The sequence below is a fragment of the Nostoc sp. ATCC 53789 genome, assembly GCF_009873495.1.
In the GTDB taxonomy this organism is placed as follows: domain Bacteria; phylum Cyanobacteriota; class Cyanobacteriia; order Cyanobacteriales; family Nostocaceae; genus Nostoc; species Nostoc muscorum_A.
Genome location: NZ_CP046707.1, coordinates 21,846 through 44,173, shown reverse-complemented (window position 1 = coordinate 44,173; position 22,328 = coordinate 21,846). Strand labels below are relative to the sequence as shown.

At 42.0% G+C, this 22,328-nt stretch carries 29 protein-coding genes and 25 tRNA genes; 13 read left to right on the top strand and 41 right to left on the bottom strand.

The annotated features are described in order from the left end of the window. The first annotated feature begins 219 nt into the window (after positions 1–219). From GJB62_RS34680 to GJB62_RS34665, 5 genes are all read left to right on the top strand, one after another. Positions 220–1,401 carry a hypothetical protein gene (locus GJB62_RS34680; RefSeq protein WP_114084159.1) on the top strand — a complete coding sequence of 394 codons (1,182 nt, stop codon included), beginning with the start codon at positions 220–222 and terminating at the stop codon, positions 1,399–1,401. Next, positions 1,398–2,576: a glutathionylspermidine synthase family protein gene (locus tag GJB62_RS34675; RefSeq protein WP_114084160.1), complete on the top strand. Its 1,179-nt coding sequence runs from the start codon at positions 1,398–1,400 to the stop codon at positions 2,574–2,576. Before GJB62_RS34680 ends, GJB62_RS34675 begins: the two co-directional genes overlap by 4 nt. A 191-nt stretch (positions 2,577–2,767) precedes the next feature. Next, positions 2,768–2,899: a hypothetical protein gene (locus GJB62_RS38145; protein ID WP_258551465.1), complete on the top strand. Its 132-nt coding sequence runs from the start codon at positions 2,768–2,770 to the stop codon at positions 2,897–2,899. 283 nt (positions 2,900–3,182) lie between these two features. Next, on the top strand, positions 3,183–3,986 hold the full coding sequence (locus tag GJB62_RS34670; protein WP_114084161.1) for an aldo/keto reductase: 804 nt from the start codon (positions 3,183–3,185) through the stop codon (positions 3,984–3,986). A gap of 93 nt (positions 3,987–4,079) precedes the next feature. Beyond that, positions 4,080–4,310 carry a hypothetical protein gene (locus GJB62_RS34665; protein ID WP_114084162.1) on the top strand — a complete coding sequence of 77 codons (231 nt, stop codon included), beginning with the start codon at positions 4,080–4,082 and terminating at the stop codon, positions 4,308–4,310. A gap of 22 nt (positions 4,311–4,332) precedes the next feature. Here GJB62_RS34665 and GJB62_RS34660 read toward each other — a convergent pair whose 3' ends face one another. The 31 genes from GJB62_RS34660 to GJB62_RS34510 all read right to left on the bottom strand — a co-directional run bounded on the left by GJB62_RS34660 (position 4,333) and on the right by GJB62_RS34510 (position 10,849). Further along, positions 4,333–5,292, bottom strand: a complete 960-nt coding sequence (locus GJB62_RS34660) for a ParB/RepB/Spo0J family partition protein (protein WP_114084163.1) — start codon at positions 5,290–5,292, stop codon at positions 4,333–4,335. Next, complete coding sequence (locus GJB62_RS34655; protein WP_114084207.1) at positions 5,289–6,056, bottom strand: ParA family protein; 768 nt, start codon at positions 6,054–6,056, stop codon at positions 5,289–5,291. The genes GJB62_RS34660 and GJB62_RS34655 overlap by 4 nt, the downstream gene beginning before the upstream one ends. Positions 6,057–6,261: 205 nt before the next feature. Then, positions 6,262–6,540: a hypothetical protein gene (locus GJB62_RS34650; protein WP_147262553.1), complete on the bottom strand. Its 279-nt coding sequence runs from the start codon at positions 6,538–6,540 to the stop codon at positions 6,262–6,264. 21 nt (positions 6,541–6,561) lie between these two features. After that, positions 6,562–6,644, bottom strand: a tRNA-Ser gene (locus GJB62_RS34645). An 8-nt stretch (positions 6,645–6,652) separates the two neighbouring features. Next, positions 6,653–6,726: transfer RNA gene (locus GJB62_RS34640), tRNA-His, on the bottom strand. 6 nt (positions 6,727–6,732) lie between these two features. Beyond that, positions 6,733–6,806, bottom strand: a tRNA-Ala gene (locus tag GJB62_RS34635). A gap of 5 nt (positions 6,807–6,811) precedes the next feature. After that, positions 6,812–6,884, bottom strand: a tRNA-Arg gene (locus tag GJB62_RS34630). A 6-nt stretch (positions 6,885–6,890) separates the two neighbouring features. After that, positions 6,891–6,966 (bottom strand) — tRNA-Val (locus tag GJB62_RS34625). Positions 6,967–6,971: 5 nt separating this feature from the next. Further along, a tRNA-Gly gene (locus tag GJB62_RS34620) sits at positions 6,972–7,042 on the bottom strand. Between the two features lie 5 nt (positions 7,043–7,047). Continuing rightward, positions 7,048–7,121: transfer RNA gene (locus GJB62_RS34615), tRNA-Thr, on the bottom strand. A 10-nt stretch (positions 7,122–7,131) separates the two neighbouring features. Next, positions 7,132–7,205 (bottom strand) — tRNA-Leu (locus tag GJB62_RS34610). Between the two features lie 4 nt (positions 7,206–7,209). Then, a tRNA-Tyr gene (locus tag GJB62_RS34605) sits at positions 7,210–7,286 on the bottom strand. A 4-nt stretch (positions 7,287–7,290) separates the two neighbouring features. Next, positions 7,291–7,363 (bottom strand) — tRNA-Lys (locus GJB62_RS34600). Between the two features lie 5 nt (positions 7,364–7,368). After that, a tRNA-Pro gene (locus GJB62_RS34595) sits at positions 7,369–7,442 on the bottom strand. A 6-nt stretch (positions 7,443–7,448) separates the two neighbouring features. Continuing rightward, a tRNA-Gln gene (locus GJB62_RS34590) sits at positions 7,449–7,521 on the bottom strand. 5 nt (positions 7,522–7,526) lie between these two features. Continuing rightward, positions 7,527–7,604 (bottom strand) — tRNA-Gln (locus tag GJB62_RS34585). A gap of 5 nt (positions 7,605–7,609) precedes the next feature. Beyond that, positions 7,610–7,684 (bottom strand) — tRNA-Asn (locus GJB62_RS34580). Positions 7,685–7,693: 9 nt separating this feature from the next. Then, positions 7,694–7,767: transfer RNA gene (locus GJB62_RS34575), tRNA-Phe, on the bottom strand. 6 nt (positions 7,768–7,773) lie between these two features. Continuing rightward, positions 7,774–7,847 (bottom strand) — tRNA-Arg (locus tag GJB62_RS34570). A 6-nt stretch (positions 7,848–7,853) separates the two neighbouring features. Continuing rightward, positions 7,854–7,938 (bottom strand) — tRNA-Ser (locus GJB62_RS34565). Between the two features lie 4 nt (positions 7,939–7,942). Continuing rightward, a tRNA-Tyr gene (locus GJB62_RS34560) sits at positions 7,943–8,024 on the bottom strand. Positions 8,025–8,030: 6 nt separating this feature from the next. Beyond that, positions 8,031–8,104, bottom strand: a tRNA-Glu gene (locus tag GJB62_RS34555). A gap of 5 nt (positions 8,105–8,109) precedes the next feature. Further along, positions 8,110–8,180: transfer RNA gene (locus GJB62_RS34550), tRNA-Trp, on the bottom strand. A gap of 3 nt (positions 8,181–8,183) precedes the next feature. Further along, positions 8,184–8,258 (bottom strand) — tRNA-Ile (locus GJB62_RS34545). 5 nt (positions 8,259–8,263) lie between these two features. Then, positions 8,264–8,337 (bottom strand) — tRNA-Cys (locus GJB62_RS34540). A 6-nt stretch (positions 8,338–8,343) separates the two neighbouring features. Next, positions 8,344–8,417: transfer RNA gene (locus GJB62_RS34535), tRNA-Arg, on the bottom strand. 3 nt (positions 8,418–8,420) lie between these two features. After that, positions 8,421–8,497, bottom strand: a tRNA-Glu gene (locus GJB62_RS34530). A gap of 3 nt (positions 8,498–8,500) precedes the next feature. Beyond that, positions 8,501–8,576, bottom strand: a tRNA-Asp gene (locus tag GJB62_RS34525). A gap of 203 nt (positions 8,577–8,779) precedes the next feature. Continuing rightward, the gene (locus GJB62_RS34520; protein ID WP_114084164.1) at positions 8,780–9,301 is read right to left on the bottom strand and encodes an HNH endonuclease; all 522 of its coding nucleotides are present in this window, start codon (positions 9,299–9,301) and stop codon (positions 8,780–8,782) included. Positions 9,302–9,738: 437 nt separating this feature from the next. Continuing rightward, a complete protein-coding gene (locus tag GJB62_RS34515; RefSeq protein ID WP_114084165.1) occupies positions 9,739–10,167 on the bottom strand; it encodes a hypothetical protein in 429 nt (142 codons plus the stop codon). 160 nt (positions 10,168–10,327) lie between these two features. Continuing rightward, complete coding sequence (locus GJB62_RS34510; protein WP_069068074.1) at positions 10,328–10,849, bottom strand: GNAT family N-acetyltransferase; 522 nt, start codon at positions 10,847–10,849, stop codon at positions 10,328–10,330. 323 nt (positions 10,850–11,172) lie between these two features. On the opposite strand from GJB62_RS34510, the gene GJB62_RS34505 reads away from it, so the two are divergent. Together GJB62_RS34505 and GJB62_RS34500 are read left to right on the top strand one after the other, a co-directional pair. Further along, complete coding sequence (locus tag GJB62_RS34505; protein ID WP_100904372.1) at positions 11,173–11,379, top strand: hypothetical protein; 207 nt, start codon at positions 11,173–11,175, stop codon at positions 11,377–11,379. Positions 11,380–11,426: 47 nt separating this feature from the next. Beyond that, complete coding sequence (locus tag GJB62_RS34500) at positions 11,427–11,645, top strand: hypothetical protein (protein WP_114084166.1); 219 nt, start codon at positions 11,427–11,429, stop codon at positions 11,643–11,645. A gap of 451 nt (positions 11,646–12,096) precedes the next feature. On the opposite strand, the gene GJB62_RS34495 is transcribed toward GJB62_RS34500, so the two are convergent. The 5 genes from GJB62_RS34495 to GJB62_RS34475 all read right to left on the bottom strand — a co-directional run bounded on the left by GJB62_RS34495 (position 12,097) and on the right by GJB62_RS34475 (position 14,424). Next, positions 12,097–12,339, bottom strand: a complete 243-nt coding sequence (locus GJB62_RS34495) for a hypothetical protein (protein WP_104902482.1) — start codon at positions 12,337–12,339, stop codon at positions 12,097–12,099. A gap of 6 nt (positions 12,340–12,345) precedes the next feature. After that, on the bottom strand, positions 12,346–12,642 hold the full coding sequence (locus tag GJB62_RS34490; RefSeq protein ID WP_114084167.1) for an HNH endonuclease: 297 nt from the start codon (positions 12,640–12,642) through the stop codon (positions 12,346–12,348). Between the two features lie 109 nt (positions 12,643–12,751). Further along, a complete protein-coding gene (locus tag GJB62_RS34485) occupies positions 12,752–12,982 on the bottom strand; it encodes a hypothetical protein (RefSeq protein WP_114084168.1) in 231 nt (76 codons plus the stop codon). A 26-nt stretch (positions 12,983–13,008) separates the two neighbouring features. Further along, positions 13,009–13,851, bottom strand: coding sequence for a tyrosine-type recombinase/integrase (locus GJB62_RS34480; protein WP_094344838.1), 843 nt, complete (start codon positions 13,849–13,851; stop codon positions 13,009–13,011). 57 nt (positions 13,852–13,908) lie between these two features. Further along, on the bottom strand, positions 13,909–14,424 hold the full coding sequence (locus GJB62_RS34475) for a hypothetical protein (RefSeq protein WP_114084169.1): 516 nt from the start codon (positions 14,422–14,424) through the stop codon (positions 13,909–13,911). A 186-nt stretch (positions 14,425–14,610) separates the two neighbouring features. On the opposite strand from GJB62_RS34475, the gene GJB62_RS34470 reads away from it, so the two are divergent. Beyond that, complete coding sequence (locus GJB62_RS34470) at positions 14,611–15,480, top strand: DNA/RNA non-specific endonuclease (protein WP_114084170.1); 870 nt, start codon at positions 14,611–14,613, stop codon at positions 15,478–15,480. 5 nt (positions 15,481–15,485) lie between these two features. Here the strand turns inward: GJB62_RS34470 and GJB62_RS34465 are convergent, their stop codons facing one another. Then, entirely contained in the window at positions 15,486–15,890 is a 405-nt protein-coding gene (locus tag GJB62_RS34465) for a nuclease A inhibitor family protein (RefSeq protein ID WP_114084171.1), read from the bottom strand. A 179-nt stretch (positions 15,891–16,069) separates the two neighbouring features. On the opposite strand from GJB62_RS34465, the gene GJB62_RS34460 reads away from it, so the two are divergent. Continuing rightward, the gene (locus tag GJB62_RS34460; protein ID WP_114084172.1) at positions 16,070–16,474 is read left to right on the top strand and encodes a DUF4112 domain-containing protein; all 405 of its coding nucleotides are present in this window, start codon (positions 16,070–16,072) and stop codon (positions 16,472–16,474) included. Positions 16,475–16,508: 34 nt separating this feature from the next. Here the strand turns inward: GJB62_RS34460 and GJB62_RS34455 are convergent, their stop codons facing one another. Next, positions 16,509–16,859, bottom strand: coding sequence for a hypothetical protein (locus tag GJB62_RS34455; RefSeq protein WP_114084173.1), 351 nt, complete (start codon positions 16,857–16,859; stop codon positions 16,509–16,511). Positions 16,860–17,075: 216 nt separating this feature from the next. On the opposite strand from GJB62_RS34455, the gene GJB62_RS34450 reads away from it, so the two are divergent. After that, on the top strand, positions 17,076–18,188 hold the full coding sequence (locus tag GJB62_RS34450; protein WP_114084174.1) for a hypothetical protein: 1,113 nt from the start codon (positions 17,076–17,078) through the stop codon (positions 18,186–18,188). 380 nt (positions 18,189–18,568) lie between these two features. Here the strand turns inward: GJB62_RS34450 and GJB62_RS34445 are convergent, their stop codons facing one another. Continuing rightward, positions 18,569–18,949: a DUF4174 domain-containing protein gene (locus GJB62_RS34445; RefSeq protein ID WP_114084175.1), complete on the bottom strand. Its 381-nt coding sequence runs from the start codon at positions 18,947–18,949 to the stop codon at positions 18,569–18,571. Positions 18,950–18,953: 4 nt separating this feature from the next. Here GJB62_RS34445 and GJB62_RS37840 point away from each other — a divergent pair, with 4 nt between their 5' ends. Further along, on the top strand, positions 18,954–19,133 hold the full coding sequence (locus tag GJB62_RS37840; RefSeq protein ID WP_114084176.1) for a hypothetical protein: 180 nt from the start codon (positions 18,954–18,956) through the stop codon (positions 19,131–19,133). A 152-nt stretch (positions 19,134–19,285) separates the two neighbouring features. Here GJB62_RS37840 and GJB62_RS34440 read toward each other — a convergent pair whose 3' ends face one another. Together GJB62_RS34440 and GJB62_RS34435 are read right to left on the bottom strand one after the other, a co-directional pair. Next, positions 19,286–19,558, bottom strand: coding sequence for a GlsB/YeaQ/YmgE family stress response membrane protein (locus GJB62_RS34440; RefSeq protein WP_099068138.1), 273 nt, complete (start codon positions 19,556–19,558; stop codon positions 19,286–19,288). Positions 19,559–20,210: 652 nt separating this feature from the next. Then, a complete protein-coding gene (locus GJB62_RS34435) occupies positions 20,211–20,537 on the bottom strand; it encodes a hypothetical protein (protein WP_114084177.1) in 327 nt (108 codons plus the stop codon). A 339-nt stretch (positions 20,538–20,876) separates the two neighbouring features. Between GJB62_RS34435 and GJB62_RS34430 the strand changes: the two genes are divergently transcribed. Then, positions 20,877–21,449 carry a sigma-70 family RNA polymerase sigma factor gene (locus GJB62_RS34430; RefSeq protein ID WP_114084178.1) on the top strand — a complete coding sequence of 191 codons (573 nt, stop codon included), beginning with the start codon at positions 20,877–20,879 and terminating at the stop codon, positions 21,447–21,449. 336 nt (positions 21,450–21,785) lie between these two features. Next, positions 21,786–22,277: a hypothetical protein gene (locus tag GJB62_RS34425; protein WP_114084179.1), complete on the top strand. Its 492-nt coding sequence runs from the start codon at positions 21,786–21,788 to the stop codon at positions 22,275–22,277. Positions 22,278–22,328 lie beyond the last annotated feature (51 nt).

Sequence of the window (22,328 nt, the reverse complement as noted above, 5' to 3'; positions counted from 1 at the left end):
TCAATTTTCAGAACACCAAACAATCATGACAAAAACAAAAATATCATATTTAGCAACCCCTGAAGAGGTAGCGGAGTATTGGCAAGTCCTTTTGCAGACTTTCTGATGGATTAGACCAGATAAAAAACAGTTGAAATCCATCACTCGCTAATTTCGTGTTCAAACTTGATAAATAACGGGAACAATAATTATGTAGATGTGTAAATATATAAAATAACAATGAGTGGAAAAAAGAAACCCTGGCTGCCTATAGTTATCGCAGCACTTTTAAGTTGGTTTGGCGTTAGTAAAATCCTGCAAATTACGAAAGATTATTCAGCACATCAACAAGCAATTACCGATGTACAGGCAATCGTTAATGAAAATAGTAATATTAATAGTATTCCAAATTTGGATGCTTTAAAAGCAAACCAAACCAAGATACAGCAAACCATTGAAAAGCTAAAAATCGTTCCAAATCTACCAGGATATCCATATCAGAATGCCCAAAATCAAATATCACAGTTAAATCAATTACTTGCTAAACTTGACTCAAAAATCCAGGTTGAAGAAGCAGCTTTCAATAATTTACAAGCTGCACTTAAATTAGATGAGGAAGCAGCAATACTAGTCCAAGAGAAAGCTTACTCCAATAATTGGCAAGAAGCGAAAGGTAAATGGCAGCAGGCAATTAGCATTTTAGAAAAAATTCCTACAGCTACATATGTTTCCGATACAGCAAAGCTTGGAATATTATCTGTAAAACGCAACTTTAATGATGTAGATAAGGTGATTACAAGTGAACAAAAATCACTTGAAAACTTTTCATCAGCAGTTGAATTAGCTCAAAAAGCTACTAACCTTACTAAAGATACTACATTAATCACATTACCTGAATTATTGAATGCAAAGTTGCAATGGCAGCAGGCAATTAATTTACTTGTAAATGTTTCTTCGGCAACTAATCTATCTTTGAAAGCACAATCCCAACTTAGCATTTATCGCAATAATTATCGCCAAGTTAGTAATGCAATTGATGAAATTAAAAAATGTCTAACACAAAAAACTAGTTTTGAGAGTGAATGTACAGCAAGCGTCTCATTATATATTAGTCCTCCTGAAACCCTAACCGCATTGCTCGAAGATATCAAAAAAGAAGAAGATGCTAATAATCAAATTGCTTCTTCTGAATTTAACAGTACATCTGGTACTTCCTCAGATACTTCAGATGAATCTAGCAGTAGTAACTATAGCGGCTATAGTGGTGGTTACAGTAGTGGTTATCGTAGCCATTCCGGTTCAGTTTCCGTAAATGGATACACTCGTAGAGATGGAACTTACGTCAATAGTCACACCCGCAGCGCTCCAGGTTCTCGTGTAAGTGGTTTTGGTAGTTTTCGTGCTGGAGGAGCGAGTTCATGAACGATGTTAGGCATAAGTTTTACCAGCAGTATCAAGATATATTTAGCTGGTACGATGCCGATGAATATGCTTGCTATGAGGTGTTAATGGTTGCACCGGAAACCATAGAAAAAATCAAGCAAGCAGCAACAAGAGTTTGGCAGGTTTTAAACCATGCGGCTCTGGTTATGAAGCAGTTTGATGAACGGACTCTAATTGAATTTGATTATCCTCAATCAACCCTACGATTAATCAAAAATAATAAGCAAGTGCCTTTTATTGCTCGATGCGATTTTGCAATTGTTGGTGATAATATCTACCTGCTTGAATGTAATGCGGAAGTGGCGACTTTTATAGTCGAAACATTCAAAATAAATGGGCTAGTCGCTAAACATTTTGGGAAAGTAGACCCGAATATTAACGCTGAAGCAGTTCTTCAAATAGGGCTTAATCAATATATTGAAGAATCTGCAAAATATCTCAATAAATCTCCTGAAGACTGCAATATTATTTTTGCAGCCCTATCTGAAGCTCTCGAAGATATTGGTACTGTTGAATATTTAATGTCTTTGTGCCATTATCAATCTGTTTTTTGTCCAATCGAAAGTATTGCAATGGATGAGGATGGCTGCTACGACCATAGGGGTGAAGCAGTCGATATAATCTACCGCATATACCCAACAGAATGGATGGTAGAAGATAAAGACCCCGAATTTGGAGTAAGTCTTTGGGATTATTTTGAACCATTAGTCTATTCAAGGAAGCTAGCTTTAATTAATCCTGTCAGTGCTTTTGTAATGCAAAATAAAGCGTTAATGGCTTTAATTACAGAATTAGGATTTGATTTTTTTAGTCAGAATAATTTGGCAGGATTTGAACATTTTTTACCTACATTTATGGAACAAGATAAAATCAATCCTCCCTTAGTGTCAAAACCCACCTGGGGGAGAGAAGGGAGAGAAGTTAAAGTTATTAAAAGTAATCAAGAAATAGCTTGTAACCCAGACCCTGAGTACGCTTATTTTGCTAAAGTTTACCAAAAATATGCTGATTTACCAATTATCAAAGTAGAAGGAGAAGAGTATAGATTGCAGTTATCTTGCTTTTTGATCAATGGCGTTGCTGAAGGAGTGGCAGCAAGAATTGGTAAAGATGTGATTAATAATAACTCGAAATTTCTGCCAATTGGGTTTTAGGGGGAGAAGGGAAGAAACGGGAAAGTCGAATTTAGAATTTACCACCCAGCAGGCAGGACAAGAAGGCGATCGCTTAACTTTGGGATTGAATCATGAACACGCTCTAAAGACTTGATCAAATTCTGCAAAGTCATAATTGTAGACAATTATGATTGAATCAGACCACGATTTGCACACTCTTGACAATCATCATGCCATCTGACGAACCTACCCCCAATCAGTCAACCCTTACTGTACCTCCACTTGACACCCCATCTCCAGGAGAGCAAGTTAATATTGATACTGAGTTACAGATAGATAAAACCAAAATTTATAACGGGTGACTAAAATCGCTCAATAGCGTAGTTTAAACCAATGTAGAGCGATCGCACGTCAGTCACTACAGATCAATATTATTTATGCCAAAAATTATACTAACTAACTACTAGTTGTGTTAAATTTTGCTATAGTCTGCTTACAGTTAGGGTGATATGGATTTTGTGGTTATCGATACTGAAGGCAAACCAGAATTAAGTGAACTGGCTATTGTCGATAGTCAAGGGCGGGTGATGTATGAAGGGTTCTCCAGGCGTAATACACTCAAAGTAAGAAGTCGGATAGTTGACCGTGGAATTATCAACACTACAAGGACAACCAGCAAGTATTCTCGGTTTGGCAGGGCAATCGATAGATGCTGCAACTGTTTTGTTGGCATTTGAAGCGGGAATTAATTACTTTTTCTTTTACAATCTGGAATCTGAAAACTTTTTGGGTGGCTTAAAATCTCTGTTGCTAACAAACCGTGAGCAGGTCTTAGTCGCAACGGGGAGTGAAGACCGAGATATAAGCTCTTTACGCCTTTACCTCGACTCTGTGCGCCATTGTTTAAATGTCGATCGGGTGGATATATTTTTTATTGAATATGTTTCGCCTGCTGACGACATGACCCAGGTTCAGGTGTTGCTTGATGAACTTCGTTTGTGGAAGGACTCTGGAGTTGTGCGCTACGTGGGAGTTACCACACACAATCGAGCCATAGCTTTAGAAATGATAAAGCGTCATCAGTGTGATGTGTTGATGCACCGCTACAATATGGCACATCGTCAGGCTGAACAAAACGTTTTACCTGCTGCTCAAAAAGCTGGTATTCCCGTGGTAGCATTTACTTGCACGCGCTGGGGAACGTTACTCAAAGGTCATCACAACTGGCACGGAAAGTTACCTACGGCAGCAGACTGTTATCGCTATGCGTTAAATCATTCAGGGGTGCGTCTGGCGCTGACCGCCCCCAAAACTAGGCAGCAATTAGAAGAAAATCTTGCTGTTCTGCACGCACCCCAAATTGAAGCCCAAGAACTAGCCAATTGGCAGAAATACGGTAACTTAATTTATGGAACTGGGCAAGATGCGTTTGATACTCAGTGGGTTTGAGAGGTGGAATGGTTGAGGGGAGCGATCGCACTGTGAGATAGCCACGTAATAGATGCTTGAATATAGAGGTCGAACAAAAAACCCATTATACCCATGTCAGAAATTGAAAACTTAGGAGTGAGTGTAGAAGAGTATTTAGAGGGATTGGCAGCAGGCATTGACGTTCTGGAATTGAAGCGGTTAGAAGCAAGAGGAATTCCTACGAACCTGGCTTTGGAAGTGATAGCGATTATACCAAAGGTAATTGATGGCACGGCTACTCCTGAAGAAGTTGTCCGAGGGCTAATGATTATGTCGCCATCCCTTAGACAGCAAATTGAATAGTTTCAAGAATTACCACATTGGTTTACTTTGGATTGTCGTCTTGCATCAGTGCATCTAACTGAGCTAACAACTTCTCTACCTTCGCTTTTTTCTTTGGGTCGTCCCAAACTTGAGATTTTTTTAAGCGGCGAAATGTGTCATCAGCTAGGTCTTTTAATGATGGTGTTTCTGATTTAGTCTGCTGTTCAATTTCTTTGATTTTGCGTTTAATTTCGCTCAATGAGAGATTGTAAGCGATCGCATCTTCTAAAAATTGAATTCTAGTTTTTTCATCTTGAATTCGGGCGATCGCCAGTGCTTTGGTATATTCAATCTGTCCAGAACGTAGCACTTCCAGCACATCTGGAGGTAAATTGAGTAATGGTAGGCGATTTTTGACAAACGATTGCCAACTCATCCGTCCCAAAGATGAAAATAACTCTTCAATTATCTTGGTTTCTGGTTGAGACATAACGTTATGTCTCAGTTCGGAATTTTCCTCATAGCGATCGCAAACGTTTCTCATCCGGTTGAGATGACTAATTACTTCATCTCGTGTCATCTCTAACCGCAACACCAACAATTCCAGGATACCTTCAGTTTCTTCTAGGGGGTTGAGGTCTTCGCGTTGCAGGTTTTCAACGAGGCGCACTTGGTATGCAGTTGCATCGTCCATTTCCCTGGAAATAATGAGAACCTCAGTTAATGCTGCCATTGATGCGGCTCTATAGCGTCGTTCCCCTGCGACTACTTCATAACCGCCTCCAGGAAGGGGACGCACTAATAAAGGTTCGAGAATACCCAGTTCTTTTATCGAGCGTGATAGTTCTTCAAGCTTTTTAAGGTCGAAGTAGCGCCGGGGCTGGGACTGTGGCAGTTTGATTAAGTTGATGGCAACAGTAGTTGGTGAATTAGCAGTACTTTGGGTTTGGTTAAAGCTTTCGCCTAGTAGGGCAGCTACACCTTTTAACTGGCTGGTATAGGGTTGGTCTTTTTTGCTCACTGTAGTTTTTCTAAACTGAGGGCGATTTTTTTTAGTACAGCGACGGCAGGATGTTTGGGATTGTATAGTGCTAAGGGTATGCGTGCCTCACTTGCATCAGCAAAGGCAATAGATTTAGGAATGGGTTCGTAAACTGTGGCCAGGGGTGAAAGTTGTTCTGTGATAGCTTTCATGGTTCTGCTTTCTTGGGCAGTACGTGCATCATACATTGTGGGGATGAAGCCAGCAATTGTAAGTGTTTTATTAGCACCTTTGCGGAGTGTGGCTACAGTTCTTAATAGTAAGTCAGTTCCTTGAAAGGATTTGAATTGGCACTGAATAGGTACTAAGACATGGGTTGCTGCTACTAAGCTAATAACGCTGAGGATGCCTAAAGATGGAGGACAATCTATCAAAATAAAATCATAGTTGTCTAAAATGGGGGCAAGTGCATTTTTGAGGCGCATTTCCCGCATCAAGGCGGCAACCAGTTCAAGTTCAGCAGCGCTTAAGTTGATGTTAGCTGGAACCAAACCCATGCTGTGAATCAGTTCAGGATGAATTGCTAACGGTTCTTCACCCACCACTGCCTCATAGACAGTTTTGGTGGTACTTTCCGGTTCTAACCCCATAAATGTTGTGAGTGACGCTTGGGGGTCAAGGTCTATCAGAAGAACGCGGTTTTTCTTTTTTTGAGCGAGGTGGTAGCCCAAGTTCATAGTTAAACTTGTCTTTCCTACTCCCCCTGATTGATTAAATAGCGCAATAATACGGGTTTTGCTCACGAGTGATAAATTACAGTTGTAATTAAAAATGCCTCTAATACAGGCAGATTGTAGCTCTGGAGTAAAGGTAATACAACTGGGAACAGTAGATTTGTCATAAATTAAGGCTGTAAGGTAGTTATCAAGCTTCTTGGTCAGAAGACGCGACAAAAGGCGATGCCTACGGCGGTAAACTACCTTTACCCAGATGTGGATGCACCCATTCCTAAGTAACAAGCCGTTGAATTGCGATCGCACTCCACAGCAAAAAACCCCGGCGTGAAGTACCGAGGTTCGGGGGAAATCTTTTCTGTAAATAACAGATACCGAAGGCGCAGGAATGTATGAGGTAGGCGATCGCAGTGCAATACTGGATCGCCTTTCCTCTAAGAAAATTGTTAGTTGATAGTCTGAGCGATGCCTGCGGCGACCTACGCCTACCAGAAAGAATCCACCAGGGAGGTACTGCCCCTCCTATATCTGTGTTATCAGCACAGCGCCTCACTTTTCGGCTTCAGGTGGAAGGCGGAAGATGGAGGAATTGAACCCCCAGGTATTACCCTGCTCTAGTTTTCAAGACTAGTTGCCCTCCCTTGAGCAGCATCTTCCATATAAGGGGTGTCTGGCGGGACTTGAACCCGTTATGACTGGTTCCACAAACCAGCGCCGCGACCGCTTTGGCTTCAGACACCAAGAGTGGATTCGGTGAGGCTTGAACTCACAACCTCCTGTGTGCAAAACAGGCGCTCTCCCAATTAGAGCTACGAACCCATGAGCAGGAGTGGTAGGGGTCGAACCTACATTGCTCGATTTAGAAGATCGATGCCTTATCCATTAGGCAACACTCCCATAAATTGGTAGCCCCGGCAGGGATTGAACCCGCGACTTCCTCTTTGTAAGAGAGGCACTCTCCCAACTGAGTTACAGGGCTAAGAAAGCGATTGACGAGACTCGAACTCGTACCGTGAGTTTGGAAGACTCTGATGCTGCCATTACACCACAATCGCATTGAAGCTGATGATAGGAGTTGAACCTACAACCTACTGTTTACAAGACAGTTGCTCTGCCATGTTGAGCTACACCAGCATTTTGATAGTACCCCTGACAGGGCTTGAACCTGTAGAAAACCCGTTTTAAGCGGGTCATGTCTTCCAATTGCATCACAGGGGCAAGGTGGGCTGTATAGGCTTGAACCTACGCACTTCTGCTGGTATAGGCAGCTAGCTGCTCTGCCAACTGAGCTAACAGCCCAAGGTGGGTCGCCAGAGACTCGAACTCTGATCACTCCGCTTAAAAGGCGGGAACTCTAGCCATTGAGCTAACGACCCACGAATCCGAGTGGTAGGATTTGAACCTACGACCGCCTGTTCCCAAAACAGGAGTGCTGCCAAGCTACACCACACCCGGATAATACTGCCCTGCCAGGATTTGAACCTGGAATCTCCTCGTTCAAAGCGAGGGATGTTGCCAGTTACACCACAGGGCAATAATTGGCTGCCGAGGTTGGAGTTGAACCAACATCTCTATGATTCAGAGACGAGCGCGACTTTCCCAGTCGTCCACTCGGCAATGAATGGCTGCCCCAGTAGGACTTGAACCTACAACCCCCGCGTTAACAGCGCGTTGCTCTGCCATTGAGCTATGAGGCAATGTGCCAGTCCCCCAGATCCGGATTGAACGGATGACCTCCTGTTCTTCAGACAGGCGCTACTACCAACTGAGCTACCGGGGGATAAGGCGAGAACGGAGAGACTTGAACTCTCAATCTTCAGTTTCGTAATCTGAGATGTTATCCAGTTACACCACGTTCTCACGCAGCGGAGAGAGAGGGAGTTGAACCCACAGTGGACTTACATCCACGACTGTTTAGCAAACAGCTTGCCCTGCCAATAGCAATCTCTCCATAATGGGCCGGGCTGGAATTGAACCAGCAACACTGAACGCGGCGGTTTTACAGACCGTTACCTACACCAATAGGTGAGCCGACCCATGAGGCAGTGCCGACGGGAGTTGAACCCGCAAACCCAGGATTGAAAGACCTGTGGCTTTACCAATTTGCCTACGGCACCACAAACGCACAGACTAGGACTTGAACCCAGAACAACAGTTTTGGAGACTGTGGTGTTGCCATTACACCATCTGTGCATTTGGTAGCAGTGGCGAGAGTCGAACTCGCATATACCAAGTTATGAGCTTGGGGCTTTGCCGTTAAGCTACACTGCAACGTTTGGAGTCCAGGGCGAGAATTGAACTCGCACAGTCGGTTTTGCAGACCAACACCCTACCATTAGGCGACCTGGACATACTACGAGGACGACAGGAATCGAACCTGTGACCACTTGCCTCGGAAACAAGCGCTCTTTCCGACTGAGCTACATCCTCATTTGGAAGCCTTGACGGGAGTTGCACCCGCTTCTCTCTGACTGAGAATCAGAACGACTTGTCTATTTGTCCACAAGGCTACACGGGGATGATGAGATTTGAACTCACGGTCTTTCGCTCGACAGGCGACTGCTTTAAACCAGACTAAGCTACACCCCCACGTTGGATGGCAATTATTTAGTTTTCATGGTTCAGAAGTGTTTGCGCTATGCCTTTTTGAGAGGCTGTAGTGCTTTACTACATTTATACTACATAATATACTACAAAAATGTCAAGGGCATACTACAAACTTTTTGAAAGAACTGAGAGGGCAGTGTTACGTAATCGAGCTTATTGCCCTCTCTGACTAGGTTTGAAGTTAATTACTCGTTCTCACTCAGGCGTTGTGCATTCCAAAACTGTTCAGCAAATGCTACTGCTGGGTGAATTGGGGCTTTAGGCTTACTTTTGAGAACCATTCCAGCTTCATGAGGTAAGCGATCGCTCTTGATTGAATTACACTTCTCACACGCTGTTACAACGTTGTCCCAACTGTGCTGCCCACCTTTTGAGCGGGGAATTACATGGTCGAGCGTCAGACACTTGCTGCTGCCGCAGTATTGGCAAGTGTGGTTGTCTCGCTTGAGTACTTCACGCCGATTTACAGGTGGTACTTTCCAGTGGCGTTCGGGATTACCCATAGTCAAGCGAATATGTTCGGGAACTTGTAGTACAACACTGGGTGAGCGTACTTCCCACTGCTTTGTACTGCCAAAATCCAACGATTCTGCCTGACCTGTGACTAACAGCACGATTGCTCGTTTAATGTTGATACGTGCCAGTGGTAGGTAGTTCTTAGAGAAGACCACCACCGAATTTTGTAATATGTGTGGTTGAGCTTGCATACGTTAAATCCACTCCTCAAAAAATAACCCCCGCCTCTGGTCATCAGGAGCGGGGGTCAGGTAGTTGATACTTTTTGCCCTATGTCGGTGCTGTAAGACATTTGCACCTCCCGCTTTGGATAAGTTGATCTAGATTCAGCCATCCGGTAATCGCTTCAAAAATACTTTCACGCTGCAATTTACTGCCGACAAAACAATACATTTCCTCAAACGCAAACAGCGCGAATACTCTGCCTAAACCCTTGTTGGGTCGGCAATGTATCACGCTGCTAATGGTTGAGGAGAATCTGCTTATCATTGAAGGTTTGTAGTATTTGTAATTGGGACTTATATCAATAATACAGTTGTAGTATACGTTTGTCTACTGCACAATTCTGGGGACGGGCGAACGCTGCGTGAATGCCTTGGCGGTAAAGGCTAAATTTGCAGATGGGGCATCATTTTTTCTCAGCACAACCTTCTAAAACCTTATTCCCCAGGATAAAAATTGCCGAGTATGGATACTCTTTATCTGACATACCATCGCTACAGGCATCGACTTTTTTGATGATTAAGATATTGTTGCCTTTGCCTTGAAGTCGGTAAACTCGCACCAAGTCTGCGGGACGCGCCTCTGCTTTTAGAGGTGCAACATAGGAGAAGGTTTGCTGTTTTGTGTCTGGCGAAGAGTAGACAATTGCCTTCTTGCTCACAGTAACACTCCAAAAGGGTTCTGTACCCCTAGCGATGAATTCTTCACTACTCGTAGTTTCTGCAACAACGAGACTATTGCTAGTAATAGATGATTCATTGGCAGTACTGCGACTGTTAGCTAGTAAGCTAGCGCCAAATAAGAGCAGAGTAACATAACAGATGAAACTTTTCATGTATCGAGGATAACACTAGTCACTCAAGCTTAAAGTAACCATATCTATATCTAGGCTACTATCTCAATTAACTGTAAATTTTTCGGTGAGCAGGCAGATTTAAGTGGGAACCATTATTGCTGCCATTCTCCCTCTTCATCCCGAAGAACTAATTCTACCCTTAGTTTTCATACCTAATTTGCTTTTCCTCTTTCAGTTTGTTTTTCCTAGTTGAGGATGGCACCAAATCGAAACGAAATACGAGCAAGTCCTGAATCTGAATGCTGTTTTCGTAGCTTGGCTCAGGTAAATACCAAAAGTAGTCCTGGCGCACATGATCCATCCGAAATCCGCACTTTTGATAAAAAGCAATGTTGGCGATACTTGAATTAGACGTGCCGACGAGTATCTGTCTCTTGCCGCGTTGCCTCGCCTCTTGAATCAACCAAGCAACGAACTCTTTACCTAAACCTTGCCTTTGAAACTCAGGGGCTATACCAAGTTCCATAATTTCGCAGGGGTCGCTGCGCCATTTCATGGTTGCTGCACCAACCAAGTGTTCGCTGTCGTCCATGCGATATACAACATCGACGAGGTTAGCAAGTCCCCATCGCAGCGCACGCTCCGATTGTTCTGCCAACAGTAGTATCGGAATCAGCGCTTCAAGTTCGTCGTCACGAGCTTGTCGAATAGCAATCGCCATTCATATTCCCCTTTAATCACAAGTTATTTTTCAAAACTATAGTACCAAGTTTAATTAATCGATATAAACCAGGAAAAAGGAAATTAATCATCTAAAACTTAGTCCCAGCAAGGCTTTTAGAATTGAACTTTTCACAGTACAGTGAGCGATCGCACCCTTAGATATTGTCAAGTGTGAACCGTATAGTGAGGAGAGCAATCGCTTACTTTAAACAGTATTAACGCAAGCTACATAACTGCTTTTGACAATAAGCCCGACATATCCAACACTGAATAAAGTTGTAAAGCGATCGCCCTACAATTTCCTCTAAGAAATGGAGAAATATGATGGATGAAGACAAGCCCACAAAATCTAGAGTTATTACAGGAACATTTAAATATTGTAATTCTGGCAGAGAAGAAGAAAAAACAGTTACTTGTTTATTTACTGAAAGGTCAGAAAAGTTTGAATTAACAAAGGTGTATGTTGTTGAGTTTGGATGTGAGCTAATTTTTTGTAAATCAGATAACCACTTTTTGGTTAATGATTAGTGCGATGCCCACGGCAGCAAGCTCCACAGTCTAAATCCTGCAATAATATGAAAATCCTAATTAAAAAAATAGATTTCACAGTTGGTTATGGAAACAATCGGCTCTCCCTATCTGCATGGTGGCGAAGAGCGATATTAACTTTTGATTACAATTCTAAATCTTGGAGCAATGAAGATGGAGAAGAAATTGCTTGTCCCTATCCAGATGGTGAACAATTCGAGATAATTGCAGCAGCACTCTACCCCTTGCTACAGCAGCATTACTAGTTAAAAGAATAAGGCGATACCTGCGGGGGGCTGCGCTTACGCTAACTTTCCTCTGGTGCAGACACACACTACTTGCGTTCGCTTGTAAATTGCTCCTTGGTGATAGGTGAAGGAGCGTTGCGCGTCTATGAAAAGGTTCTAGTTTTCTGGAATTCGCTATCTAGGCGGTGTAGTCCTTATTAGAACAGCGACTTATAAATAACTTCTATTAATAGCCCTTGGGGAATATAACCCCATCAAAAGCCCAGTCATCGTAACTGGGTTTTTGGTTTAAGAGAGATCGCTCTATTATCCTTTAAGAAAAATGGTGGAGCGATGCCTGCGGCGGGCTGTGACGCTCCTGCGTCGCTAACGCTACGCTATCGGTGTCGCTCAAAACTTACTCGTAGTTGCTCCCGTCTGCGGATATCCCTTAGTCTTTGAGCGCTGGCTTGTCTGAGGATAGGAAATTTTACTCAATTTCAGTTTCTTCAGACGCTCGATGACTCGAAGAGGCTGCGCTATCACCTTGTACGGTTTTAAGAACTGATTCCAGACGATAACCAGCTTCACGAAGATAATATCCAGCCGCGCCAACGTCTTCAAAAACGTCATCAAATTGGGGATGAGTTGACGGAAAAATCTTTCTTAAGCGATCGCCCAGTCGCTCTAGTTCTTCTTGGATAGCGATTAGTTCTTGAGTATCATCATCCATACTTACCTACCACAAAGATAACTGCCCAGGTGTTACATTTGATTTACCACCTTGATGGTAATGAAGGTGACAACCACTGCAAAGAGCTATAAGGTTGCCTCTGTGGTTATTTGCCGGATTTCTGTCCCAATGATGTACCTGTAGGGTGTACACTCTGCGTTTTGAGCGTGTTAGATGTGATGTTTTTTCACCAGGGGCGATGCACTGTAACCCGCATTTTTGACAACGCCACTGGGCTTGTTGTTTAACTGAAGTGGCAATTTCTGACCAATTATCTGGATATAGAGAATGGGTAAACGTCATCAGTCTAATTAAACTAAAGCTTGACCAATTGTAATGCTTTCTAGCAGTACGAAAGCTTAACCAAATTCATTCATATAGGCGATGGCTCCGCCCGCCGCAGGCATCGCTACTAGCCATAAATATCTTTTAATACAGCTTCTAGCCCCGCATTTAAATCTTGCAGTGCTGCATCCAAACTTTCATAACTTTCTTTTCCCTCCCAAAACATTCCACCACAATCGAGTGCGCGTACAAAAGAATTGAGAGGACTATCTACGTCATAACCAATTTCAATCCAGCCTTCATGCTCATCTACCCAACGAGTAATATTTGGGTAAGTTTTTTCAAATGAAACTTTCATATTTTCCTCCAGAACTAATCACCCCATCACTCATCATCATCGGGCAAATACAACCCACTACTATCAGTCGGTCTGGCATGAAGATACATTTCCGTAATCGCTACCGAACTATGCCCCAATGTTTTTTGTAACAAGTGTATCGGCGCTCCTCTGTCTAAGCTGTGACTAGCGTGGCTATGTCTGAGCCAGTGGGGTGATACATTCCCCTCAATAAGAGCGCGGTTTGCAGCATTTTTCACAATATGAAATACCATTGACCTACACAGATGACCACCCTTGGCGGAAACAAACACTGGGTCATCGTGTTTGGCGTAACCCTTTAAAGAGTTAATCTCCCGCCAAATACCAGCACCCACCAGCACGGTTCTCGTTTTATCACCCTTACCGAATACCGTGATTTGTCCACCATCACCACGGGCTTTGAGGTCACGCCACTTGAGGCTACATAATTCACTTACCCGTAAACCCGCAAAATAAAGTAAACGAACCAGAGTGCGATCGCGTCCATTTGTCGTGGAATTTATCAGTAATCGTACTTCCTCTTGAGTGAGAATTCGCTCTGCCAATCGGTTCTTTGCCTTGGGTGACTTAACTAAAACACCCAAGTTCGCCGATATCACCCCCAACTGTTTAGCAAAGGAAAATAGACTCTTTATTGCTCCCACTGCTACCCGCTTGGAATTATCAGAACTACTTAGTGTCATCACCCACAGTTGAATATCCATGAGGGTGCAATCAGAAGCGGGCTTGTTGACATGAGAAAAAAACCGCTCGGCATAGCGACGGTAGCCGTCAACGGTATTCTTACTTTTACCATGCAGCCAGAGGTCGATAAGTTCGGTATTAGTGAGCGTGGGAGTATTCAACATTGGTTATTCTTATGTTGAATGCTCCTCCATTAAACCCTACTGTGGGGACAGTGGCAGTTATTTCACTGGATGGTAAAGTCCATCTTTTGCATTCCATTCCCAACCTATGCCTCTGGGGTCGCGGTTACGAGTCCAACTGATAAATTCTTTGGTAGTGAGTTTTTCTCGTTCCGGTGCGAGGCTTGACGGACTTAAACCTAGTCGCGGTGCTAGATTTTCAGGAGGCAATGCTTGCAGTTCAACTAGGGTTTGTTGGTATGGGTTAGCTTGTCTTCTTTGTTTGGGTTGACTGTTGTATCTATTTGATGAAATAGCCCGTTCCAATTTTTCCAGATGCTTGGAGATAGCCTCTAGTTTGGTTTCCAGCTTCTTCTCTAGCTGCAAAACCGATTTACTGCTGGGGGCAACATCGATATCAATATTGCTATCAAATTTAGATATCAATTCCTCTAAGCCTTGCTGCAAGGCAATTGTATGCCCTTGGCGATGCAGCCGCGATAGTTCTCTGACTACTGGAATTAGGGCAGTAGGAACGCGAATCATTTCGCTTGGTGGGGTCTTGTCGTCAGCCATTTGATATCAATTTTGATAGCAATGAACTGATTGTAGAGCCAAAGCGATAAGGAGCGATCGCTCATAAGCATTTTCTTAGAGGAAACGCGATGCCGAAGGCGGCAAGCTACGCTCTTGTAGTCAAAATCTGGAAATCGCCTCAAAAATGATGATGATTAAATTAATCTCCGATAGTATCTAAAATTTATGCGTTTAATCAAACGTTTTCAGGCTTTGGCTGTTGCCACTGGGCTAATTGCTCTATTGGGGTGTTCGCCAGCGCAAACCCAAGTGCCAACACCAACCATAGAAAAACCATTGCAGGCAACACCGATTGTACCTACTAAACCCTCAACTAGCGCTAACCTGCTTTTGGGAAATCCCAGCAATGCGATCGCCCTGGTGGATACTCCTGATAATTATCTAATGGCAAAAAACCAGTATGCACTCTCTTACAACCGAAGCAAGGGAACTCCCAACTGGGCAAGCTGGCAGTTAAATAAGTCATGGCTAGGGAAAGCAGAGCGTCAAGATAACTTTCGCCCTGATAATACTTTGCCTGCGGGTTGGATGCGGATAACTCCTTCTATGTACTCTGCTTCAGGTTATGACCGAGGACATATTGTACCTTCGGCAGACCGCTCTCTAACGATAGAGGATAATTCCTCAACTTTCCTCATGACCAACATGATGCCGCAGACACCAGACAACAACCGGAACACTTGGGGCAATTTAGAAGACTATTGCCGAGAACTGGTAAGCCTTGGTAAAGAACTGTATATCGTAGCTGGGCCTTTTGGTAGTCTTGGCGAACCCCTTAAAGGTAAGGTGACAGTTCCCAAATCAACTTGGAAGATAGTTGTCGTACTAGATAATCCTGGCTCTGGACTTGATGGTATTACTGCAAGCACCCGTGTAATCGCGGTGAACATACCCAACGAGCAAGAAATAAACAACGATTGGAGAGCTTATAAAGTAAGTATTGATGAATTAGAAAAACTCACAGGCTATGATTTTCTCTCTAATGTTTCGCCAAACATTCAAGAAGTTATTGAAAGTAAAATAGATAATTCGTAAACAGGTCAAGTTTCAACAACTTTTGTGGACAGTCCGATACTGTCTCCCGATGGAATTTGACCAATAATATAGACATCAATCTCTTTGTGTCCAAGGCGATATACCTGCAAATTGCTCAGGTTTTCTTTGAGTGTCTGCACAAGAGATTGAAATCGTTTGACGGTTGCTTTCTCTTCTTCCTCATGCCAATCTTCTTCTGTCGTTGCCACTTGAAAAAAATCGTCAATCCCAACAATTTTAATGGGTGTATCTTGAGGATGATTTGTTTGTTGTATAACTTTTTGGGGTGTTACAGGTGCAGCATCTTCCCAAAGAAAAACTTCAAACGGATACTCAGACTCACTCATCATGAGTAAACCATTCGCTGCTGTACGAAGCTGGTCTAGGATTTCTGAATTAGTTTTGGTCATAAGCACTTAATAGAGCGTAGTTTACCGCCGCAGGAAGGCATCGCAATAAACTATATCATCCATCTATCTGCTTTTTTAGACAGTATTGGTGGATTTTTATTCATATTTGTTATTTCTAACGGTACAAGACAAATAACTAAAAATGGTGCATTTTAAAATTAGTGTAAATATCGTAAATTATGGACGCTGCTAAACGCCTTGCTACTCTAAATCGCATCCGCAAACTCAGCCGCTTGATGGACACATCTATACGTATCCCTTTAACGGGTTTTCATATTGGAATAGACCCAATTATCGGTTTGATTCCCGGTGCAGGTGATTTAATCAGTACAGCGTTTTCAGCTTACATTATATTTTTAGCAACCCGCTTTGGCATCCCACAGCGAGATTTAGCCAAAATGATTTTTAATGTAGGTTTAGAAACAGTTGTTGGTACTGTGCCTTTAGTGGGTGATTTATTTGATGCTTTCTATAAGTCCAACATTAGGAATTTAGCAATTTTAGAGCAACATTTGACAGTGGTTGAACCAAAACTTAAAGAAGTATCTGATGAACTTTACTCTGGTAAGTTCAGCCAAGTTTAAGTAAGAAAGTAGATAGAGTTTTCCAGAAATTGCTCTACACGCTATCATCCATCCACCCACATTCAGGGCAATCCCAATGCACCCGCGCCGTGTAGTCGCGGTCAAACTCATATCCGCATTGAGGGCATTTGCCAGTAAACATAGGATGAGTATCTAGCAGTTCTAGCTGTTGCTGTTGAGTTAAGCGCTGCTGTGGTTGCAGTATTAATTCACCGTTGTAGTAGGTTGCCCCTTCCGGTTCCCACAGTTCTGCTGGTTCGGCGTTGGGGTCAAGTCGAAAGTCCAAGCAGCTATCCCCCTGTGGCCCTGCTGGGTGAACGGCACAGACGAGGTGAGGGTTGTGTGAGTAGAGGAGACAGCGATCGCACTCTGGTAATTTCAGCATAGTACTAGTGTACTGCTTTGTCACAAGCGATCGCTTCTTGTGTGCAACTTTTCCTCTTTGAATATGTCATTTTTTCAATTGAGTTAAATCTAAACGATTAATTTGAGCATCAACACAAATCTTAACTTTATAATCGCACGAATCACCTGAGTCATTACCAATTCTTAAATATTGGCTTTTATACTGAATCTTGTTTATCAGCAAAGGTGAAACTGAATGAGTTTCAAAAAACTTTTTCTTGTGGCTTTTGGACTGCTTATAGCAATAGTAATTGGCATTTTAACAGATACAAAAGTAATTGCTCAATCCACCACTGATTTAGCTTTAGCTTTATATCATGCTCCTATTCACTATCAAGACACAGACAGCACCAAGTATAGTGGAGACTACATTACACGATTTGATTACGATAACGATTGGCGAGGTACAAATAACTGGGATAACCTAATCCTTTTTCCACTTTCTGCTCATGGTTACTATTCTGTAGCTGAAACTTGTACTCATTGGTTCATTACATATTCCTTTTACCATCCTCAAGACTGGACTGATATTCCTTTTGATCAAGAACACGAAAATGATTTAGAGGGTTTACTTACAATTGTCCGTAAGGACGGTTCAGCTTTTGGTAAATTAGAAGGCGTTGTCACTGTATTTCATAACGATTTCTACTCTTACACTCCAACTGGTAGTCCTTTACGCAATGGTGCAGAAAGTATTGATGGCACGCTGACAATGAATAGTTACAGTGGTTCATTGCACCCATTAACAACTCAAGAAGCTAAAGGTCATGGATTAAAAGCTTGGCCTTATGCTGGAAACTTTAAGGGTGCAAGTAGTGAGGATGGGATTATTTACTATCCGAATGGTACTACAGCAGAACTTCCAGCTTCAGGGAATGACCGCGATGTACAGTATCAATTGCTTGATGTGTTTGCTATTAATGGAATGTGGCAACATCAATTAAATGAAGCTTCTTTATCAAGTTCTTCTGCCAATACTTTCGCTAGTTGGGGAACTTTCAAGGGAGATTCGAGTGGTGGGTGTGGCGCTGGTACACCAACTTGCAGTACAAATTCTGCTAATACCCCTTGGGGTTGGGATGATTCAAATGATGGTGCAGTATATAAAGGTGAAATGGCTTTAGACCCTGCTCACCTAACTGATGTTTATTTTGATGGGCTTGGGACTTTTGATACTGCATACATCCGCAACCAATTTATTCAAGGATTGAAAGACAGAGGATATAATTCTGCAAATCTTCCTCAAGGTTGGCCTACTCAAATCAATCTTAATTCTCTGATTGGCAAACTCAAAAATCAATGCTCATAACCATAAATAAATTTTATGACTAACGAGATTACGGAAAAATCTTAAACAAGCCTCCAATGGTTTGTTAATAGACTTCTTGCAGAAGTCTAATGATGAGTGAGTCAGAGTATTCATTTGAAGTTTTTTGTGGTCTAATCAAGCTCAAGAACCAATGACCGCTCAAAAACTTCTCCAGTTAACAGGACATTCCCCAGAAACATAGTGTGTTGAAGGTAATTAGTAAAACTTTACTACTCCTGTCAACCACCCATTACGATTCCTCGCTTGTATTTTATCCGTGACAGCGTTTGTTTATCAAATATGCGATCGCTTGTATTTTTTAGGGTAAGGCGATCGCCCCTTGGTGCAGCTTTTACTCGCTTGTATTTTATAGCTACTTTCTACCTCGAAGAGCGCATTTCTTGCTGGCGCATGGGCATAGCGTCAATTTGCTCAAAAATTGCTGCTGCCTGGACAGGTTTTGTATCACTGCGCTTAACACCACCATCTTTGCCTACCAAAATAATACGAAAATTTTCTTGATCAACCCCAAAGCGATTTCGCAAATTGGCAGCAGAAGATTCATCTATTGGCTGTCCGTTGGCATAGCTTTTATCTGTTGCCAAAACCTGAACGAGAACTAAATCCCGGTCTGTAAAACCGTTTTGGTGCTGGTTAAATAACTGCATCTGTTGCTGATAGCTATGGTTATCACCCGACGGTGCAAACACTAGTAGCACGCGGTTTTGCCATTTTTGGGAACTAAGGTTAAATGAAGACATTTTGATGGCATGGGTTGAACTTGGGACAGTACCAGCAATGCTGATTGGTGACACGGCTGTACAGGCGGTGAAGATTAGGGCGATTAATAGTGACTTTTTCACTTCGGGGGTTGAGATAAGCGTTCCATCATCTCAAACTATCATTAATTTTCCTTCTCTGACTCTATCCGGTGATGGTAATTGAATAAGTGTGATGCTTACCCGCAAGAGCGATCGCTATGATAATAGCGCCTACCTAAATATAGGTAAGCGCTACTGTTTTAATTAAATTCAGGGATAAAATATAGTGCAATGAATTCCCTGATGTTTACTATTAATTGATTCCAATTTAATTTCTTAGATTGCACTGCGACGATTTAGCAAGTTCCACAAAAATACCGCAACGATTGCGCCAAGAACCGCTACTGCAATACCGGGAATGCTGAGTGTGGGGGCGGCTAATGTCAAGGTTCCTGTACTGAAGAATACACCCAAACTACCACCAACAAAAGCACCAATAATTCCTAATAAGATTGTTCCGAGAATTCCGCCGCCTTGATGACCGGGGTAGATAGCCTTTGCAATAGCACCAGCAATTAGACCTAAAACAATCCAAGCAAGAATATTCATTGTTTTAATTTTATAAACGTTTTTTACCAACAAATACACAATAGCAATCCAAACATTGACATTTCTTCTACCAACAGAACCAATTATTAATAGCCTTGAGGATGAATGCTGTTACTTCTGGTGATATACCCCCTAACTGAGATAGATAATTAATAAAAAAGCTCCTAGTTGGTCTAAAACTAGGAGCTAATAAATTCATTGCTTGATAATTGCAGTATATGCATTTTTAATGATTTATCTCATCTACTGGAAGAATTATGATTACGGCGGTCGGTTACGTCATCGCACCGTGATTTTTTTTATACCAAGACGGAGAGCAGTGATTAGCAGTATTAAAACCAGTCACATATTAATAGCAGCTATCACTAATTATTGAAGGTAAACATAATTCTGGAGCGATAAATATGCTTCGATTATTTAATTCATTTGCATCCAAGCTCGGCAGTATTAAAGAGCAAAAAACTGAGGGAATGGCGGCGGTTGTTGCCTATTTAATGTTTGCCTCTTACTGTTTAACACTAGTAGCTATACTTTGCGTGGTAGTTGTTTTGTAGTCTAAGTTTTCAATCAGCATAATCTAGGTGGGATGAAACTCTGATTATAAAACTAAGAACATAGTCTTGTGACTATGTTCTTAGTTTATCAGACAAATTTACTTGGTATGCCGAAAAGTAATTTGCTTCAAACCCCCACAATCAGTTACTAGATATTCTCTTAATCTAGCTTGGAAATTCTTCTGTTCATTTTCATGAATTAGGTTTAAATTATGACCAATAACATAGTCGGCTTCTGTCATCCAAAAATCAAGTATTTGGTCTATTTGAGCGATTTCTAGGATATCTGCTATCCGTTGTGCTTCTGATTCTGATAAACTACTTAGACTTGCTAAAGAACAATACTCTCGGATAATGTTCTTCTGCTCATGAGTTAATGGTAACTCTGGATTTTTAATTTCCTTTGAGAAAGAAAAATTGACCATTGGTACTAGCTCCTTATCACCAAATTCTGTTCGGACTTACATATCCATCTAGTTGTAGAATTCGTTAGAGATACGCAGTATCCTTTTAATTTCCAGTTTGTGAACATATTTGGCTTGGTTAACCTCCTATTATACAGTGAGAATGTTTTAGTTTTGTGACCTTACATAATGAATAGTGAAAATTTTTTACTTTTGTGACCGCTAATGGCGAAAATTTAGAAAAATTTTATTAACAAGTCACAAAAAAATCATTTTTGTCACTAACAAGTAAAGTTAATCCATTTTTCAACCGAATAAGAAGCCGTAACACTTCCTACTTAGTTAACTGGAGGCAATCGGATGCTATCTTGTGGTCGTAAGGCATTTGACACAGAATTTCAGGTCTTGCTTGATTCTGGGAGTTCTTCTGCCCACTCGATGTTAGCTTTCATTAAGCGCAGCCTTGCCCAATTCAATCTCAGTAATTCTTATAGTCCTACCTGGGTACTAAATGAGGCATATATGCGTGGAATCAAACTTATGGCAAAAGGTGAACACATTGATAAACCGCTTGCTTGGGTTCGAGCAACAGCTTATAACATCATTAGGGAACAGAGCCGAGAACGTAACAGATTTTCACAACTTGATGAAAGCATGATTGAATTTCATGTTAATTGCAGGCTTACCGTTTCTGAAGAAATTGAAGAGGAATTATTCAAAAGAGTAAACCTAGCCTTTGAAAAGTTAGAGCCAGAAGAAAAAGAAATTTTGAGATTGAAGATGATCAAAGATTTATCATGGAAGGAAATTAAATTGCATTTAATTTTACAAGGGAAGGAAGTTCAGAATGAAGCAACATTGCGTAAACGCAAAGAAAGAGCTTTAAAGCATCTTCGCAGCATATATCATTCTTTGGAACTTCAAAATGTTTAGCATTCTTGAGTGCAATTATAAAAGTGTTTGAATACTATTAGTTTTACCTAGCAATGTCTGAAGAATAAATCTGAACGCTTACGAGATATCTGTATAATTTATATTGCTTGGTTATGCATCAAGAAAGTGTAGAGTGAAGCGACCCACCTATCACCAGGCGATGTTTGACGAAAAGCCGCTATGCGTCGGGAGCATATCTACCTTGTTTGGTCACTGACTCTTTAAGTTTTCCTCTAAGAATGCTTTTAGCTAGGATATTCGCTCAAAGAGAGGGCGATCGCTCTGGCAATGAAAGTGAAATAATAAACTAGTATGCCTTGCTCTGGAGATACAGCCATGACCTACACCATGCACGAAGCTCAAGAAGTGGCAAAGCTGGCTGCTGCTGACATCGAGGCTTGGCTTTACTCCAAACCAGAAACTATTAGTGTTGTTAACGTTGAGGATAACCCAGATTACCAGCGCAGAGATGTTGACCTCATCTGGACAACTCAGAATAGCGAAATTTTGATTGAGATTAAGGGCGATAGGTGGAATAAAACTCGTAACCTCTTCTTTGAAACTCACAGCAATTTAGAACGTGGAACCCCCGGCTGCTTTATGTACACTGAAGCAGATTGGCTATTTTACTACTTTGTCAATACTCGCCAGTTGTATAGGCTACCGATGCCCAAGACGCGGGAGTGGTTTTTGATTACCATGCGGCGGTTTCGGGAGCGTTCGACTACAACACCCGTAGGGAATAGCTATTACACCACTGTGGGGCGGCTTGTGCCGATTACTACGGTGATGTTGGAAGTGGCGGGGATTAAGATGGAGCAACTGTAGGGTGGGATGGGGCGATCGCACCCATTTTTAAGGGAAGACTAACAGTAGGAG